20 protein-coding genes are annotated in these 14741 nt (G+C 71.8%); 5 read left to right on the top strand and 15 right to left on the bottom strand.

The annotated features are described in order from the left end of the window. Positions 1-44 precede the first annotated feature (44 nt). Positions 45-1283, top strand: a complete 1239-nt coding sequence (locus tag ACFXDE_RS11480) for a styrene monooxygenase/indole monooxygenase family protein (RefSeq protein WP_380493177.1) — start codon at positions 45-47, stop codon at positions 1281-1283. Positions 1284-1380: 97 nt separating this feature from the next. Here the strand turns inward: ACFXDE_RS11480 and ACFXDE_RS11475 are convergent, their stop codons facing one another. The 4 genes from ACFXDE_RS11475 to ACFXDE_RS11460 form a co-directional block, all read right to left on the bottom strand. After that, positions 1381-2154, bottom strand: a complete 774-nt coding sequence (locus tag ACFXDE_RS11475; protein ID WP_380493174.1) for a DUF2182 domain-containing protein — start codon at positions 2152-2154, stop codon at positions 1381-1383. Continuing rightward, a complete protein-coding gene (locus tag ACFXDE_RS11470) occupies positions 2155-2760 on the bottom strand; it encodes a DUF1326 domain-containing protein (RefSeq protein ID WP_380493172.1) in 606 nt (201 codons plus the stop codon). Positions 2761-2966: 206 nt separating this feature from the next. Continuing rightward, a complete protein-coding gene (locus ACFXDE_RS11465; protein ID WP_380493169.1) occupies positions 2967-4181 on the bottom strand; it encodes a serine hydrolase domain-containing protein in 1215 nt (404 codons plus the stop codon). Between the two features lie 289 nt (positions 4182-4470). Then, positions 4471-5349 carry a polysaccharide lyase gene (locus tag ACFXDE_RS11460; RefSeq protein WP_380493168.1) on the bottom strand — a complete coding sequence of 293 codons (879 nt, stop codon included), beginning with the start codon at positions 5347-5349 and terminating at the stop codon, positions 4471-4473. 210 nt (positions 5350-5559) lie between these two features. On the opposite strand from ACFXDE_RS11460, the gene ACFXDE_RS11455 reads away from it, so the two are divergent. Next, positions 5560-6342 (top strand): IclR family transcriptional regulator, encoded by a 783-nt coding sequence (locus ACFXDE_RS11455; protein ID WP_380493165.1) that lies wholly within the window; start codon positions 5560-5562, stop codon positions 6340-6342. Here the strand turns inward: ACFXDE_RS11455 and ACFXDE_RS11450 are convergent. From ACFXDE_RS11450 to ACFXDE_RS11425, 6 genes are all read right to left on the bottom strand, one after another. Beyond that, complete coding sequence (locus ACFXDE_RS11450) at positions 6326-6883, bottom strand: hypothetical protein (RefSeq protein ID WP_380493162.1); 558 nt, start codon at positions 6881-6883, stop codon at positions 6326-6328. The two genes, ACFXDE_RS11455 and ACFXDE_RS11450, sit on opposite strands and share 17 nt — an antisense overlap. 119 nt (positions 6884-7002) lie before the next feature. After that, positions 7003-7470, bottom strand: a complete 468-nt coding sequence (locus ACFXDE_RS11445; RefSeq protein ID WP_380493159.1) for an NUDIX hydrolase — start codon at positions 7468-7470, stop codon at positions 7003-7005. A 150-nt stretch (positions 7471-7620) separates the two neighbouring features. Further along, positions 7621-7833 carry a DUF397 domain-containing protein gene (locus ACFXDE_RS11440; protein WP_380493156.1) on the bottom strand — a complete coding sequence of 71 codons (213 nt, stop codon included), beginning with the start codon at positions 7831-7833 and terminating at the stop codon, positions 7621-7623. Between the two features lie 10 nt (positions 7834-7843). After that, positions 7844-8056, bottom strand: coding sequence for a DUF397 domain-containing protein (locus tag ACFXDE_RS11435; protein ID WP_380493154.1), 213 nt, complete (start codon positions 8054-8056; stop codon positions 7844-7846). 10 nt (positions 8057-8066) lie between these two features. Next, on the bottom strand, positions 8067-8279 hold the full coding sequence (locus ACFXDE_RS11430) for a DUF397 domain-containing protein (RefSeq protein WP_380438782.1): 213 nt from the start codon (positions 8277-8279) through the stop codon (positions 8067-8069). 10 nt (positions 8280-8289) lie between these two features. Then, positions 8290-9108 (bottom strand): helix-turn-helix domain-containing protein, encoded by an 819-nt coding sequence (locus ACFXDE_RS11425; RefSeq protein WP_380493151.1) that lies wholly within the window; start codon positions 9106-9108, stop codon positions 8290-8292. A 138-nt stretch (positions 9109-9246) separates the two neighbouring features. Here ACFXDE_RS11425 and ACFXDE_RS11420 point away from each other — a divergent pair, with 138 nt between their 5' ends. Together ACFXDE_RS11420 and ACFXDE_RS11415 are read left to right on the top strand one after the other, a co-directional pair. After that, positions 9247-9510, top strand: a complete 264-nt coding sequence (locus tag ACFXDE_RS11420) for a hypothetical protein (protein WP_380493148.1) — start codon at positions 9247-9249, stop codon at positions 9508-9510. A 104-nt stretch (positions 9511-9614) separates the two neighbouring features. Next, positions 9615-10118 carry an NUDIX domain-containing protein gene (locus tag ACFXDE_RS11415; RefSeq protein WP_380493145.1) on the top strand — a complete coding sequence of 168 codons (504 nt, stop codon included), beginning with the start codon at positions 9615-9617 and terminating at the stop codon, positions 10116-10118. A gap of 167 nt (positions 10119-10285) precedes the next feature. On the opposite strand, the gene ACFXDE_RS11410 is transcribed toward ACFXDE_RS11415, so the two are convergent. Both ACFXDE_RS11410 and ACFXDE_RS11405 read right to left on the bottom strand, forming a co-directional pair. After that, positions 10286-10648, bottom strand: a complete 363-nt coding sequence (locus tag ACFXDE_RS11410) for a DoxX family protein (protein WP_380493143.1) — start codon at positions 10646-10648, stop codon at positions 10286-10288. Positions 10649-10665: 17 nt separating this feature from the next. Then, the gene (locus tag ACFXDE_RS11405; RefSeq protein ID WP_380493141.1) at positions 10666-11148 is read right to left on the bottom strand and encodes a cupin domain-containing protein; all 483 of its coding nucleotides are present in this window, start codon (positions 11146-11148) and stop codon (positions 10666-10668) included. An 81-nt stretch (positions 11149-11229) separates the two neighbouring features. Here ACFXDE_RS11405 and ACFXDE_RS11400 point away from each other — a divergent pair, with 81 nt between their 5' ends. Continuing rightward, the gene (locus tag ACFXDE_RS11400; protein WP_380493139.1) at positions 11230-12081 is read left to right on the top strand and encodes a LysR family transcriptional regulator; all 852 of its coding nucleotides are present in this window, start codon (positions 11230-11232) and stop codon (positions 12079-12081) included. Positions 12082-12147: 66 nt separating this feature from the next. On the opposite strand, the gene ACFXDE_RS11395 is transcribed toward ACFXDE_RS11400, so the two are convergent. Genes ACFXDE_RS11395 through ACFXDE_RS11385 form a run of 3 tightly spaced genes read right to left on the bottom strand, consistent with a single transcriptional unit; the run spans position 12148 to position 14633 of the window. Beyond that, a complete protein-coding gene (locus ACFXDE_RS11395) occupies positions 12148-12507 on the bottom strand; it encodes a hypothetical protein (RefSeq protein WP_380493136.1) in 360 nt (119 codons plus the stop codon). A gap of 15 nt (positions 12508-12522) precedes the next feature. Beyond that, positions 12523-13713 (bottom strand): hypothetical protein, encoded by a 1191-nt coding sequence (locus ACFXDE_RS11390; RefSeq protein ID WP_380493134.1) that lies wholly within the window; start codon positions 13711-13713, stop codon positions 12523-12525. Beyond that, a complete protein-coding gene (locus ACFXDE_RS11385; protein ID WP_380493132.1) occupies positions 13710-14633 on the bottom strand; it encodes a 5-dehydro-4-deoxyglucarate dehydratase in 924 nt (307 codons plus the stop codon). Before ACFXDE_RS11385 ends, ACFXDE_RS11390 begins: the two co-directional genes overlap by 4 nt. Positions 14634-14741: the final 108 nt, after the last annotated feature.

The following is a 14741-nucleotide window of genomic DNA, read 5'->3' as shown; positions in this document are numbered from 1 at the left end:
GTCATGACGCGCGGCTCACGCCGCACGGCAGGAAAGCGGGGAGCATGCGCACGATCCTCATCGTCGGCGCCGGCCAGGCCGGCCTCCAGCTCGCCCTGGGCCTCCAGTCCCACGGCTACGACGTGACCGTGATGACCGACCGCCCGGCGGACGCGATCCGCGACGGCCGGGTGATGTCCTCCCAGTGCATGTTCGACGCGGCGCTGCGCACCGAGCGCGTCCTCGGACTCGACCTCTGGGCGGGCGAGGCACCGCAGATCGAGGGCATCGGCGTCACCGTCCTCGGCCCGGACGGTGCGCGGGCGATCGACTGGGTGGGCCGCCTGGACGGCAGCGCGCAGTCCGTCGACCAGCGGCTCAAGATGTCCACCTGGCTGGAGACCTTCGCCGCGCGCGGCGGCCGGGTGGAGGTGCGGCAGGCCACGGTCGCCGACCTCGACCGGCTCGCCCCCGCCTACGACCTGGTGCTCGTCGCCGTCGGCAAGGGCGAACTGGCCTCGCTCTTCGAGCGCGACGCCGACCGCTCCCCGTTCGACCGGCCCCGGCGCGCCCTCGCCGCCGCGTACGTGGACGGGCTCGGCCCGCGCCCCGGGCACGACATCCCCGTCGTCGGCTTCAACCTCGTGCCCGAGGCCGGCGAGTTCTTCGTCCTGCCCGCGCTGACCGCGGCCGGCCCATGCGACGTCCTGCTCTGGGAGGCGCTCCCGGGCGGACCGGCGGACGTCTTCGGCGGGGTCACCGAGCCGGACGAGGTCCTGCGGGGGATCGTCGACCTGATGCGGACCTTCGTGCCCGGCGAGTACGAGCGGACTCTGAACGGCATCGAGGTGACCGACGCGGGCAGCACGCTGGTCGGCCGCATCACCCCGGTCGTCCGCCGTCCGGTCGGCGAACTGCCCGGTGGCGGCGCGGTGCTGGGCGTCGCCGACGTCGTCGTCACCAACGACCCGATCACCGGCCAGGGTTCCAACAACGCCGCCAAGTGCGCCGCCGTCTACCTCGACGCGATCCTCGCCCACGGCGACCGGCCCTTCGACCGCGGGTTCATGCAGGCCGCCTTCGACCGCTTCTGGCAGGACGCGCGCGCCGTCACCGAGTGGACCAACGCGATGCTCGACCCGGCGCCCGAGTACGTCGCGAACGTCATCGCCGTGGCCGGCCGGCTCCCCGCCGTCGCCGACCGGTTCGCCAACGGCTTCAACGACCCCGGGGACTGGGAGCGCTGGCTCCTCGACCCGGACAAGGCGGCGGCCTACCTGTCGAGCGTCTCCGCACAGGACTGACCGGGACGGGCGGCGGGCGGTGCACCTCGGCCCTCATCGGTGCCCGCCCGCCTCCGGTCCCTTCCTCCTCCGGTCCCTTCCTCCGCCGGAGGTCCGCTCACATGGGCATGGCCGACGACATGTGCAGTCCCGGGACCAGGCCCGGGTTCCAGGGCACGAAGCACGCGTAGCCGATCAGGGCGGCCCCCAGGACGAGGCTGAACGCCTTGCCGTGGCGCCAGGTCTTCTCCAGGAACACGGCCGCGGCCAGACCGGCCATCCAGGCGAGGTTCATCACGCCGACCGCGATCAGGACGACCATCAGGCCCCAGCAGCAGCCCACGCAGTAGCCGCCGTGGTAGAGGCCGACGCGCAGGTCGCGCAGCCGCCCGGAGTAGCCGCCGAAGTGCATGAGGAACCCGATGGGGGAGCGACAGTGGCTCAGGCAGCGGTCCTTGAGCGGGGTCACCTGGTACAGGCCGGCCGCCGCCAGCAGGACGGCGCCGACCCAGGGCGCGGCGCTCGGCGCCCTGGCGGCGAGTTCACCGCCCGCCCAGGCCGCGCCGAACGCGGCCAGCCCGAAGGCCTCCCACACGGCGAGGTAACCGACGACCAGACCGGTGCTACGGCCCGCGCGCGTCCAGCCCGTCGCGTGGGCGCGCAGCGTCCGCAGGTACAACGAGACGACCGGCGTGACGGAGGGAAGCATCATCGCGGCCATCATCAGCCCCCACAGGACCAGGAACCCCCACAGGTCGCGCCCCATCGTGCCCGGTCCGGGCATCATGCCCGACGAGCTGCGGACCGTCAGGACCCAGGCCAGCGCCGCCGCGGCGAACAGCGCCGCCCGGCTCGCCGGGACGACGGCCCGTCGAGCGGTCTGGACGGACATTCAGGCCGCCCAGGAGAACGGCGCCGAGAAGGCGTTCTTCCCTTCGTTTCCGAACTCGAGGCCGAAGGCGTTCACGCGCGACCTCGTCGCGGTTCCGGCCGCGAGGGTGTCCGCGGGGAATCCCACGCCGCTGACCCGCACGCCCTTCCCGGTCGCGTCGAGCGGAGAGACGAAGTCCTCGACCTCGATGTCGACCGCGTCGCCGATCCGCACGCGGTGGCTGCGGCCCTCCTCGGCGTAGTCGATCCGGGCGACCTCCAGCCCGAGCATCTCCCCGACCAGCGGCCCGAGGGCCTCCATCGGGCCGCCGCGCTGACCGGAGAAGACCGCCCCGAGCGCTTCGGCCTGCTCGGGCGAGGCGGCCGCGTCCATGATCACGCCCATCCGCCAGCCGCCCTCGCTCATGAGCGGCGGGGTGTCGGCCACCACGGCGACCGTCAGACCGCTCACGTCGACGTCGTCGACCCGGCCGGAACCGACGTGGAAGGCCAGGAACACCCGGCAGCGGTCGTAGTCCGCCGGAGCCGAGAGGCCGGAGGTGGAGCAGGGGCAGACCATGTCGCAATTGCAGTTCTCGAAATACGTGCCCTCGATACGCCAGGCCATCGGAAGCTCCCTTCCTGAGGCTGAGGCACACACCCCGTGCTTCATTCTCCGCCCCTGCGGATCACCGGGCAACGCCCGGACGGCCAGGCCGGAGCGGCCGTGACGAACGGTCCCGCGTCCGTGACCGGCTGCGACAGCACCCCGCACGAAGGGCGCGTGGCCGGGGGCGTGCACCGGCCGACGGCCGCTGCACGCCCCCTGGTCGCTCAGCCCGCGGTGGCCGCGCCGTCGTACACGTTGTCCGGGGTCACGATGGCGGTGATCGCGCGGCCGAGGAGGGTGGAGGGCTCCTGACCCCCGGTCTTGGAATCGGTGTTGATCATGATGACCAGGGTGGCCCGCTGGGCCGGCAGGTAGATGGTCACCGTCTCGTAGCCGGGGATCGAGCCGTTGTGGCCGATCCAGCCGTTGGTGTCGAAGATGCCGAGGCCGTAGCTCGTCCCGGGGAACCCGGTCGGGAACGTCGTGAGCCGCTGCGCCTGCGTCTCGCGGCTCAGCAGGCGCCCGGTGGCGAGGACTTCGGCCCAGTGGCGGAGGTCCGGCAGGTCCGAGATCATCGCGCCGGCCGCCCAGGCCCAGCTCGGGTTCCAGTCGGTGGCGTCCGCGGTCGCGCCGGTCGGCGTCTGATCCGTGTAACCGCGCGGGTGCGGCTCCGGGAACTCGGCCCCGCCGGGGAGGAACGTGTGGTGCAGGTGCGACGGCCGCACCACCCGCTCGTGGATCACGTCGGTGAGCGGCCGCCGGGTGACCTTCTCCACCACGAGGCCGAGCAGGATGAGATTGCTGTTGGAGTACTGGAACTGCTCGCCCGGCCCGAACGTGTTGTCGTGCTTGAAGCCGTACGCGAGCACCTCCTGCGGCGTGAAGGCACGGGTCGGATCGCTCTCCAGGTCGTGGGCGAAGCCCGCGTCCGAGGTGTACGGGAAGAGGCCACTGCGCATCTCGGCGAGCTGGCGCAGCGTGATCCGGTCGCCGCACGGCACGCCGTCGACGTAGTCGGAGATCTTGTCGTCGAGCCCGACCCTGCCTTCGTCCACGAGCTCCAGCAGCGCGGTGACCGTGAAGGTCTTGGTCTCGCTGCCGATCCGGATCCGCGAGTCCAGGGCCATCGGCGCGCCGGTGGTCTTGTCGGCGACGCCGGTCGCGCGGACGTAGTCGCCCTTGCCGGGCATCCACAGTCCGACGACGACCCCGGGGATGCCCGCCTGCCGGCGCACCTCTTCGATCTTCGCGTCCAGCCGAGCGGTCAACTCGGGACCGAGGGTGGAACCGGGGCACACGCCGTGGTGGCAGTGCTCGACGGCTGCGGCGGGCACGGTCGCGGTGGCGATCGTTGCGGCGGGAGCGGCCGCGACGGGGGCGAGTACGGAGGCCACGAACAGCGTCGTGGCGAACAGCCTGCGGTAGTGGGTGCGTCGCACGTCGGGGCGCCTCTTCCAGGGGGTCACGGGCTCGGACGGCACCATTCACCACGGCGGCCCGCCCGTCCCGCCCGTCCCCGCCGCCCACCCCGGCGAGTCCACTCGTTCGGATCACCGGGACTTCCCACGGCCCGGGGCTGCTCGCGGCTGACGAGCGCGTCCTCGCGCCGCGAGCTCCGACCCGGAGGTGGTGCGGCGCCTCCCGGCCCGCACGCGCTCTCGGCCGGGGCGCCTCGGACCGCGCGTTCTCAGCCCGGCGTTCGTGGCCGGGGGCCGGCTCCGGCTGCCGTCAGTGCTGGACGCCGGTGGCGAGGCTGAAGTGCGCGAAGTACGCGTACTGGTCCGTGGACGGGCCCCACGAGGTGTCGTGGCCGCCGTAGAAGGTGGAGAAGAACACGCCGCTGAACGGGATCGAGGCGAGGTCCGGGGCGCCCGCGCCGGGCTGGGTGAAGACCTGGGCGCCGTCGAGCCAGACGGTGACGTCGCCGCTGCCGCGGTCGACGAGCTGCTCGACGCTGTGCCAGGCGCCGTCGGCGGGCCACTGCCAGGAGCCGAGGCCGAGGTCGACGCCGTAGCCGGTGGGGCCGGAGTTGGTGGGGGTGTAGAGGTACACCTCGCCGTCGCCGGCGCCGGAGCCGGGGTTGCGCCACATGTAGCGGGTGGACCAGGCGTTGCCGTGGTTGCCGCCGGACGCCTCGCCCGGGGAGCCGCCGTACAGGCCGGGGAGCTTGCCGGCCTTGCCGAAGTCGAAGCCGGCGGGCAGTTTGAGGCTGTACTTCAGGTCCAGGGTGGGCGAGTTGGCGAGGTCGCCGAGACCGAGCGTGGGGAGGTCGGTGTAGAACTGGCCGCCGCCGCTGGAGGGGCAGTCGGAACAGGAGTTGGCGGAGGACCCGGCGCCGTAGAACACCTGCAGCGCGGAGCCGTCACCGGGGGCGGCGGGGTCGTTGACGAGGCTGAGGTTCTGCTGGCCCCACTTGCCCTTGGTGAGGGTGCCCCAGGCGCTGGTCCAGGTGCTGCTGCCGTAGCCGGTGAAGTCGCCGGTCCAGGAGGCTGCGTCGGTGGTCTTCGCTTCTATGGAGGTGGTGGCGGCGGTGGTGGCGCTGGCTTGGACGGGGGCGGTGGCGAGGAGGGCGAGGGAGACGCACAGGGCGGTGAGCAAGCGCTTCATGACGGTCCTTCGGCTCTGGAGGCGGCGGGGGAAATCGTGCTGCGTCGTGTTGCGTCGTGCGGGGACCGCTCACCATGACACGGCCGTGGGCGTGTCCCAGTCAAGAGTCTGGACGAAGTTCAGGGATGTGAACGCGCCGCCGGTTTCGGCGCTGACGGCGCGGCTATATTGCTCTCGCCGTCCACGCGCACGCGAACAGGGAGGACCCCTATGGCGCAGCCGAGTTCCGCCACCGCCGCCGCAGCAGCGGGCGTGAAGTCCGCCGTCCGCACGATCGAGGTGCTGGAGTACTTCGCCGAGCGCCCCGGACTGCACAGCCTCGCCGACGTCCAGGAGGCCCTCGGCTACCCGAAGAGCAGCCTCTACATGCTGCTCCGCACGCTGGTCGACCTCGGCTGGGTGGAGACCGACCTGACGGGCACCCGGTACGGCATAGGGGTGCGGGCGCTGCTCGTCGGCACCGCCTACATCGACGGCGACGAAGCCGTCGCCGCCACGCGCCCGGCCCTCGACCGCCTCGCCGACGACACCACCGAGACCATCCACCTCGCCCGCCTCGACGGCACCGACGTCGTCTACCTCGCCACCCGCGCCTCCCAGCACTACCTCCGCCCGTTCACCCGCGTCGGCCGTCGGCTGCCCGCCCACGCGACGGCCCTCGGCAAGGCGCTGCTGGCGACGATGTCGGACGAGGAGATCGGGCGGCTGCTGCCCGAGCGCCTGGAGCCGTTGACCGACCACACCCACACGACCCGGGCGGCCCTGCTCGACGACCTCCGAGCGGTCCGTGAGCGCGGCTACGCGACGGACCGGGAGGAGAACACGCTCGGCCTGGGCTGCTACGCCGTCGCCGTCCCGTACCGCACGCCGGCCCGGGACGCGGTCAGCTGCTCCGTCCCGCTCGCGCGGCTCACGCCGGGGCGCGAACAGATGATCCGCGACGCGCTGTTCGAGGCCCAGGAGCGGCTGGCGCTGGCTACGCGTCACCTGTGAGCTGATTCGCCCACTGCCGGAGGGTGGCGAAGTCGTCGGTCGTCAGGCCGGTTCGGTCGTCGACGCGGTGGAGGAGGGCCGGGCCGTCGTGGTGGGCGGCCGTCCAGTCGCGGTCGGCGTCGGTGATCTGATCGTCGACCCAGGCGAACGGGCGGCCCTCGGCCCAGGCGACGATCTCGGGGGTCTTCCAGAAGACGCCGCGGGGTGGGGTGGGCCGGGGTTCGGGCCAGGTGATGACGGGGAGTTCGGGCAGCCCGAGGACGGGGGCGATGAAGGCGTTGGCTTCGTCTTCCCAGGTGGTCGCCCAGATGAGGTCGAAGGGGAGGGCGGTCAAGTGGGGCCCGTGGTCCGGGTTGAGCCAGAGCCGGAGGGGCTTGGGGGCCTTGTTGGGAAGCCCCCACTCGGTGAGCCGCCGCCGTTCGGAGGCCTCCCAGCGGGGAGTAAGGACCCGGTGGGTCTCGTAGCCGGCGGGTCGGCGGTGGGGCTTGCGGGCGGCGGGGTTGAGCGGCCCGTCGACGTCGAGTAGCAGCAGCGGCCGCATCGGCGCACCCCCTCCGTGATCTTTGGGGGGACGGTAGCGGTGAAGGGGCGTTGGTGGCGAGGGAATTACGGCGCGTTCGGCCGGGGAAAGCCTTGGCCGAGCGTAGGTCGCTTCAGACCTCAGCGCACCACCGGAATGGCCCCCGACCGCCAGTCGGCCAACCGCTTTCGGATGCTGGGGACCATCGGAAGCTCATCTGTCGCTCCTGCGGTGAACCAGGCCACCTCGTAAGACTCGTCCGACACCCGGAGCTCGCCACCGACCGGTCGCCCGAGCAGGCAGATGCTGAACTCCTGCCGGACTTCGTCGTCGTCGTAGGCGAAGACGTGTCCCGGGTTGGTGTAGGTGCCGACGATCCCCATGATCTCGATACGGATTCCGGTCTCCTCGTACGTCTCGCGGATGCCACAGTCGCCGAGGGACTCGCCGAGCTCCATCTTGCCGCCCGGGAGTGCCCACATGCCGTTGTCGGCGCGGCGCTGGAGCAGGACCCGCCCGCCCCCGTCGACCACGACGACCGAGGCGGCCGGCACCAGGCTGTTGGCCTTGGGGGCGTTCGGGTCGTCCTCGTAGTCACGCCTGGGCATGCTCAACCTCCGGGGTGGTCCACACGTCGCGCCCACGCGCCCACAAGTCCTCGACGTGACCGGCGAAGCGGTCGAACACGCCGTCGTCCTGACTCCTGCGCAGGAGCGGTGATGGGGGGGCGGTGGCGAGGGAATTACGGGGCGTTCGGCTCAGACGTCGCCGAACTCGCCGGCCTGGATGCCGGCGACGAAGGACCGCCAGGCCTCCACTGGGAAGATCAGGGCGGGGCCTTCCGGGTCCTTCGAGTCGCGGACAGGGGCGAGGCCGAGGAGGCCTGGAGCCACCTCCACGCAGTTGCCCCCGTTGTTGCTGTGGCTGCTCTTGAACCACGCGGCGTCGGCCAGATCTACAGCGGGGATCACAGCATTCCTCTCAGGCATCGCCGTACTCGCCAGCCCGGATGCCAGCGAGGAATGATTGCCAGGCCTCCACCGGGAAGACCAGGGCGGGGCCTTCCGGATCCTTGGAGTCACGGACGGGCATGACACCGATGTATCCGTCGGCTACCTCGACGCACTGGCCTCCATTCCCGCTGTAGCTGCTCTTGCGCCATGCGGCGTCGGTCAGGTCGGGAGCGGGGATCATGGCATTCCTCTCAGACGTCGCCGAACTCGCCAGCCTGGACAGCCGTGACGAACGACCGCCAGGCCTCGACCGGGAAGACGAGGGCGGGACCCTGGGGGTCCTTCGAGTCACGGACGGGGGCGAGGCCGAGGAAGCCTGCAGCCACCTCGACGCAAGACCCACCGTTGTTGCTGTAGCTGCTCTTGAACCACGCGGCGTCGGTCAGGTCTACAGGGGGGATCATGACATTCCTCTCACGCCTTGCACTTGCGGATCATCTCCAGTGACGCGGCCTTGGGAAGCGCTTCCACCTGAAGTTGATGGTAGTCCCGCTCCCAAGCCTGGGCGGTCCCAGAGTCCCGCGCGAGGATGCCGCGCAACTGGCACTCTGAGTATGCCAGGAGCGTCCGATTCGGGAGGGTCAGCAGCGTAACCATCATGGTGAACGGCAGCTCCTCCGCGAGCGCGAACGGTGCTACCTGGATCGTGGTGTTCGGACGGGTAGCGAGGTCTTCGAGGTGCGCCAGCTGTCGAGCCATGGCCCTGGGCCCGCCCACCGGTCGCATCAAGGCGCCCTCGTCAAGGACGAGATGAAGGCGAGGCGCTGATGGGCGCTCAAGTAGTTTCTGCCGCGCGGAGAGGAAGTCCAGTCGGTCTGCGGCCTGATCCTCGGTGATGCTGCCACGCCGCACAGCGGCTCCGGCGAAGGCTTCGGCGTACTCCATGGTTTGAGCGAGACCGGGTACGACTCCCAACTCGAAGTGGTTGATGCTCTGCGCCTTTGCCTCTTGCTGCGCGTACTCCGGGAACCCTTCCAGGAGAGATGAGCCGCTCAGCGTCCAGAACGTCAGTTCCAGCGTTCCCCCGGTCTTCAGGACCTGATCAGCCGCCAGGACCCATTCGAGTGTGGGATTGCGTGTCCCTCTTTCGAGGTTGGAGATCTGGCTGTCACTCAGGTTCGTGAGGTTCCCGAGCTGGATCTGCGTGAGCCCAGCCGCCTTGCGCAGCCTGCGCAGTTGCGCGCCGAAGGCCTTGAGCGGCGATGCGGAGGGATCCAGCTCGGTTTCACGCATGATCAGAACTCCGTTGCCCTCTGAATCCCACGCGGGGATTTTGTCAAGCGGGAATGACTTCCGATCGTAGGGGCAATCACGCCACCATGGCTACACCAGGTGATGCGCCGATAGCGCTGTGCGACTACGGAGACCCCCATGTTCGAAGACCAGAGATCCGTGCTGTCCGAAGTCCCCCTCCTCCACGAGGTGGTGATCGACCGTGGGCACCTCGATGACGGCCGGCCCCGCGAGGGCGTCTTCATGGAGCAGTGCGCCGGCGTCATGTACCTCCGGCCCATCGGCGGCGGCATCGAATGGACCACCCGAGCCGACCAGGTCAGCGTCCTCAATCCCCGCCAGATCGCGCCCGGTTCGGGCGCCCACTCCCGCCGCCGGCTCCTCAACGACGAGCCGGCGTGAATTCGCGCGATCTCCTCCTCGCTGCCCTCCGCGTAAGTTCCCTCGCTGCCGGGGGATTCGCTGCCATGGAACACGCCTCCCAAGTCCGCCCATCAGGAGTCGAGTTGAACGACCACCTCATCAGCAAGCCGCCCGGCCGCCGCCTGGGCCAGCAGGCCCTCGTCCTCCACGAGAACGCCGACCTGGGAGGCGAACTCTGCGTCCTCCTCGTCGACCCGGTCTACCGCGACGGTTACACCCTCCCCGGCGGCAGCGCCGAGGCCGACGAGCTGCCCCACCTCGCCGCCCGCCGCCACCTGGAGTCCGAGACCGGTCTCGTCCTGCCGCTGCGGACGATCCTCACGGTCGACTACGTCTCCCGGCACAACTACCCCGAGGGCATCAACTTCGTCTACGCGGGCGGCATCGTGACCCTGCGCCAAGCCAGAGCCACGACCCTGCACCGCCCGCCGGCCAACATCCGGGCCCTGCACTGGGTACCCTGCTACCTGCTCGACACCGTGATGCCGCCCGACCAGGCCCGCCGCGTCCACGACGCCTGGGACGCCTGGGAACACGGCGCCGGCCGGCCCCTCCTCCTCCACGGCACCCCCGTCCCGATCCGCTGACGCAGGAAGTCGACCACGCCGACTTCCTGCGTACAGAGGACGGGCCCACCATCGGCGCCGCTTCGACAGTGCCGAAGCGGCGCCCGAGAACCCGAAGTGCGCAACCAATCCAGCCGCACAGAAAGTCGGACCCGTCGACTTTCTATGAAGCGTCGAGCCGCGCTCGATCACAGCCCGGTGGCCAGCCAGGCGGTCACGGCCGCGGTGACGATGAGCCCGGCGTTGAGGGCGATCCGGCGGTCTCCGCCGGTCAGGTGGACGGTGATCGCGCCGGCCTGGAGGAGGACGAGGCCGACGGCGGCAACAACGGCCAGTGCGGGGGCGACACCCGTCAGCGGCGGCAGGATCAGACCGGCCGCCCCGAGCACCTCCACCGCCCCCAGCGCCCTGACGGCGGGCAGGGGCATGCGATCGACCCAGGCCATCATCGGCCGGAGTTGGTCCCGGCTACGGACGGCCTTCAGCGTGCCCGAGTAGACGTAGAAGAGCGCGAGCAGTCCCGCGACGATCCCGTAGGCGATGTGGTTCATGGTTCCCGTTCGGTGAATCACGCGTGGTCGGTGGCGGGCTCGGTCGCGTAGCGGCTCATCGCGTCGAGGTTGGTTTGCGGCGTCAGGGGCCGCCCGTCGGCGAGCGACTCCTGAAGGTCCCGGAAGTACTGCACGTACAGGTCGGGGGTGAACGTGCTGAGCATGACGGCGGGTTGGTCGGTGAGGTTGGCGAAGGTGTGCGGGGTGCCGGGCGGGACGATCACGAGCGTGCCCGTGGTGGCCTCGTAGTCGTCCGTCCCGACGGTGAACCGCACGGTGCCGGAGAGGACGTAGAAGCCCTCGTCGTGCCGGCCGTGGCGGTGCTGGGGCGGCCCCTGGGTGTGCGGGGCGAGGACGGACTCGGCGATCGCGAGGCGGTGTCCGGTGTGGCTGCCGTCCTCCAGGACGCGCATGTGCGTGGTGCCGAGGACGATCGTTTCGCCCTGGCCGGGCCCCACGACGTGCACGGCGGGCTCGCTGGTCTTCGCTTCTTCGGTCATGCTCACCAGTGCACCGCCGGGACCGCACGGCCGTCCAAGACCTGTCCCGCAGCGCCGATACCTCGTGGGTATCGTTGCAGCGTGGAGCTACGAACCCTGCGCTACTTCGTGGCCGTCGCCGAGGAACTCCACTTCGGCCGGGCCGCCACCCGACTGCACATGAGCCAGCCGCCGTTGAGCCGGGCGATCAAGCGGTTGGAGGCCGAGGTCGGGGCCCTGCTGTTCGCCCGCTCGCCCGCGGGCGTCACGCTCACGCCGGTGGGCGCGGTGCTGCTCGACGAGGCGCGGGCCCTGCTCGACCACGCCGACCGCGTCCGGGAGCGGGTGAGCGCGGCGGCCGGCCACGCGACCATCACCGTCGGCATCCTGGGCGACGGCACCGATCCGGGCGTGGCCAGGCTGGCCGCCGCCTACCGGCGGAGCCACCCCGGCGTCGACATCCGCATCCGCGACACCGATCTGACCGACCCGACCTGCGGGCTGCGCGCCGGACTCGTCGACGTCGCGCTGACCAGGGCGCCCTTCGACGAGACCGCCCTGACGGTGCGTGCGCTGCGGGCCGATCCGGTCGGCGTGGTGCTGCGCGCCGACGATCCGCTGGCCCGCCGCGACCGGCTGCGGCTGGCCGAGCTGAGCGACCGCCGCTGGTTCCAGTTCCCGCCGGGCACCGACCCCGTCTGGCAGTCGTACTGGAACGGCGGCACGCCGCGCGAGGGCCCGGTGGTGCGCGCCGTCCAGGAGTGCCTGCAGGCCGTGCTGTGGAACGCCACGGTCGGCTTGGCCCCGCTCGGACACGACCTGCCAGCGGAGTTGGCCGTCGTACCGCTGGTCGACATGGCGCCGAGCCGAGTGGTGGCGGTGTGGAACGAGGGCGACACCAACCCGTTGGTCCGGTCGTTCGTCGATATCGCGACGGCCGCGTACCGCCACTGAGCGGTCCGGCCCGAAACGCGAAGGAGCTCCTTCCCAGGGCGGGGGAGGAGCTCCGCGGACGGCTTCTTACTTCGGATCAGGCGCGGAACGGCCCCGGAGCCAGCCCCAACGGCGGCGCGCAGTGGTCTTGGGAGGCTCGGGTGCAGAGCGGGCGGCCCCAGCGGTGACCTCGACGACGGCCAGCGCGTCGGCGCTCCCGTCGAGCTTCTCGCCGCGTCTGTCACCGGCCCAGACGACCGCGCGGAATCCGTCCGGTGCGATGCCTGTCCGGTTCTCTTCGAGGAACTTCTCCAGGAGCATCTCGCCCAGGTCGGAAGGCTCACCAGGCCATGCGATCACGTTCACACGGTCATCGTTCGTGGCCCACACGACGGAGTCGTCGGGCCAGATCTGCTTGCGCTGCACTGCACAGGTATAGACCGGCATGGGTCCGAACCTACCTCACCGTTCCGGGAGTTCGGTAGGGAGCAGGCCCGTGTTCACCTTCTCGACGGCTGTACGGGCGGCTGTGCGGACGGCGGCGAGATCCTGGTGGGAGGCCAGGCCGAGGTGGTAGAAGCGCAGCTCGGTCGCGCCGGCCGCAGCCAGGTCCGCGCACCAGGCGGGGAGGTCGGCGAGATCGCCGCCGAGGCCGGCGACCGCGCTCACGGTGGCTGCGAGGCGTCGGCCCGGAGCGGCGTACGCGCGGACGGCGGCCAGGGCGGCCTCCGCGCGGGTGGGGGCGAGCACGACGGGTACGGCGCCGCGGGCGTCCTTGGGGGCCAGGCCCGGGGACGGGCCGAAGCCGAGCGGGTCCGGCTGGGCGTGCAGGAGGACGGGGAGGTCCGGGCGTTCCGTCGCCACCGCTGCCAGCACGGACCGCCGCAGCTCGGCGGCGGTGCGCACCCGCATCCGGGCGACGGCCGCGGCCGACTCGGGGTCGAGCGCCGTGTCCTGCGTCGTGCCGGCGAAGACCGGGTCGAGCGCGTCCCGGACCTTCGCGCGTAGCGCCCACGGCTCGGCGCCCTCCGCCGCGTAGCCGTCCCGGCAGTGCGGGCAGAAGCAGAGCGAGAACAGCAGCCGCGCCGCCGGCGGCAGGGACACCCCCGCGACCTTGTCGTGTGCGTGCAGGTGGTCGAAGCCGTACCAGCCGCAGGACTCCAACTCCACTCCGGACAGGCCCGGTTGGGCGGCGGTCTCGGCGGCCAGCGTGGCGCAGTAGAGCCGCACGGCGGGGGAGGCGATGCACAGCGCCCACGGGTAGCGGTCGCCGTAGGCGTTGAGGACGGCCGCGTCGGGGTGGCGCACGCCGAGGCGCTGCCCGTGTGCGAGGACCGTCCAGGCGTACACCTCCACCCCGGCCTCGGCCAGCGACTCCGTGGCCCGGCCGAAGGAGCGCGGCGACCACGGCGCCTCGACCGGGCGCAGCCGTCCGGGGCCGGACCAGCGGTCCTGGTCGGGCCGGTAGTAGACGGCCGAGTGCTCGGCGGTGACGACCTTGTGGCGCGGGTGGCGGGGCGTCAGCGCACGCACGCTGTGGTAGGCGGCGGCGACGGCGGCCCGCCGGATGCCGAGCCCGGCGAGGCGTGCGCCGCAGGCCGGGTCGCCGTCCACGTCCCAGGGGTAGAGGTACGCGCCGAAGGCCGGCGTCACGCCAGCGCCTCCCGCGTGCGGTCGACGAGGTCCAGCAGCGCCCGCACGTGCTCCGGCGCCGGCTCGGTCAGCGGCGCGCGCACGCCCCCGACCGGGTGGCCCACGGCCCGCGTCGCCGCCTTGACCAGGGAGACCGCGTAGCCGGGCCGCAGGGTGCGCAGTTCGACGTAGGGCCGCAGGAAGAGCTCGATCAGCACCGTCAGCGTGCCCCGGTCGTCCTCGGCGAAGGCGCGGTGGAAGGCGAGCGCGATGTCCGGGGCGAAGCAGAAGACGGCGGACGAGTAGAGCGGCACGCCGATGGCGCGGTAGGCGAGCTGGGTCATCTCGGCGGTCGGCATGCCGTTGAAGAACAGGAAGTCCGGGTGTCCGGCGGCGCGGACGGCGCTGACGGTGCGCAGCATCCGGTCGAGGTCGCCGAGGCCGTCCTTGAAGCCGATCACGCCGGGCAGCGCGGCGAGGCGGGCCACGGTGCCGGGCTCGTAGGCCGTCCGGTCGCGCTGGTAGAGGATCAGGTCGAGCGGGGTGGCGTCGGCGAGTGCGGTGATGTGGCGGACGAGGCCGTCCTGGCCGCCCTCGGGGCCGTACGGGGGCAGGACGAGCAGGGCGTCGGCGCCCGCGTCCTGCGCCGCGCGGGCGTAGGCGAGGGCGAGTGCGGTGCCGTAGCCGGTGCCGGCGACGACGGGCACGCGTCCGCCGGCCGCGTCGACGGCGACGGAGACGCAGCGTTCGTACTCGGCGGGGGCGAGGGCGGGGAACTCCCCGGTGCCGCAGGCGGCGAACACCGCGGCGGGGCCGTCGTCGAGGCGCCCGTCGAGGTGGGCGCGGTGGGCGCCGGGGTCGAAGGAGCCGTCGGGGGCGAAGGCGGTGACGGGGAAGAAGAGGAGCCCGTCGAGCGGGAGCAGGCCGGTGCGTGCGGGCACGGGGTGGGTCCCTTCGTGGAGAGCGTCCAGCGGTGGGAACACCGAGGAGCGTAGGAGGGCCCGCGCGCGGCGGTCAAGGGATCGGCGTTCTCATATCTGAATGACAGT

Source organism: Kitasatospora sp. NPDC059408, assembly GCF_042751525.1.
Taxonomy (GTDB): domain Bacteria; phylum Actinomycetota; class Actinomycetes; order Streptomycetales; family Streptomycetaceae; genus Kitasatospora.
The sequence above is the reverse complement of the archived record's forward strand: the minus strand, read 5'-3'. Positions and strand labels throughout refer to the sequence as shown.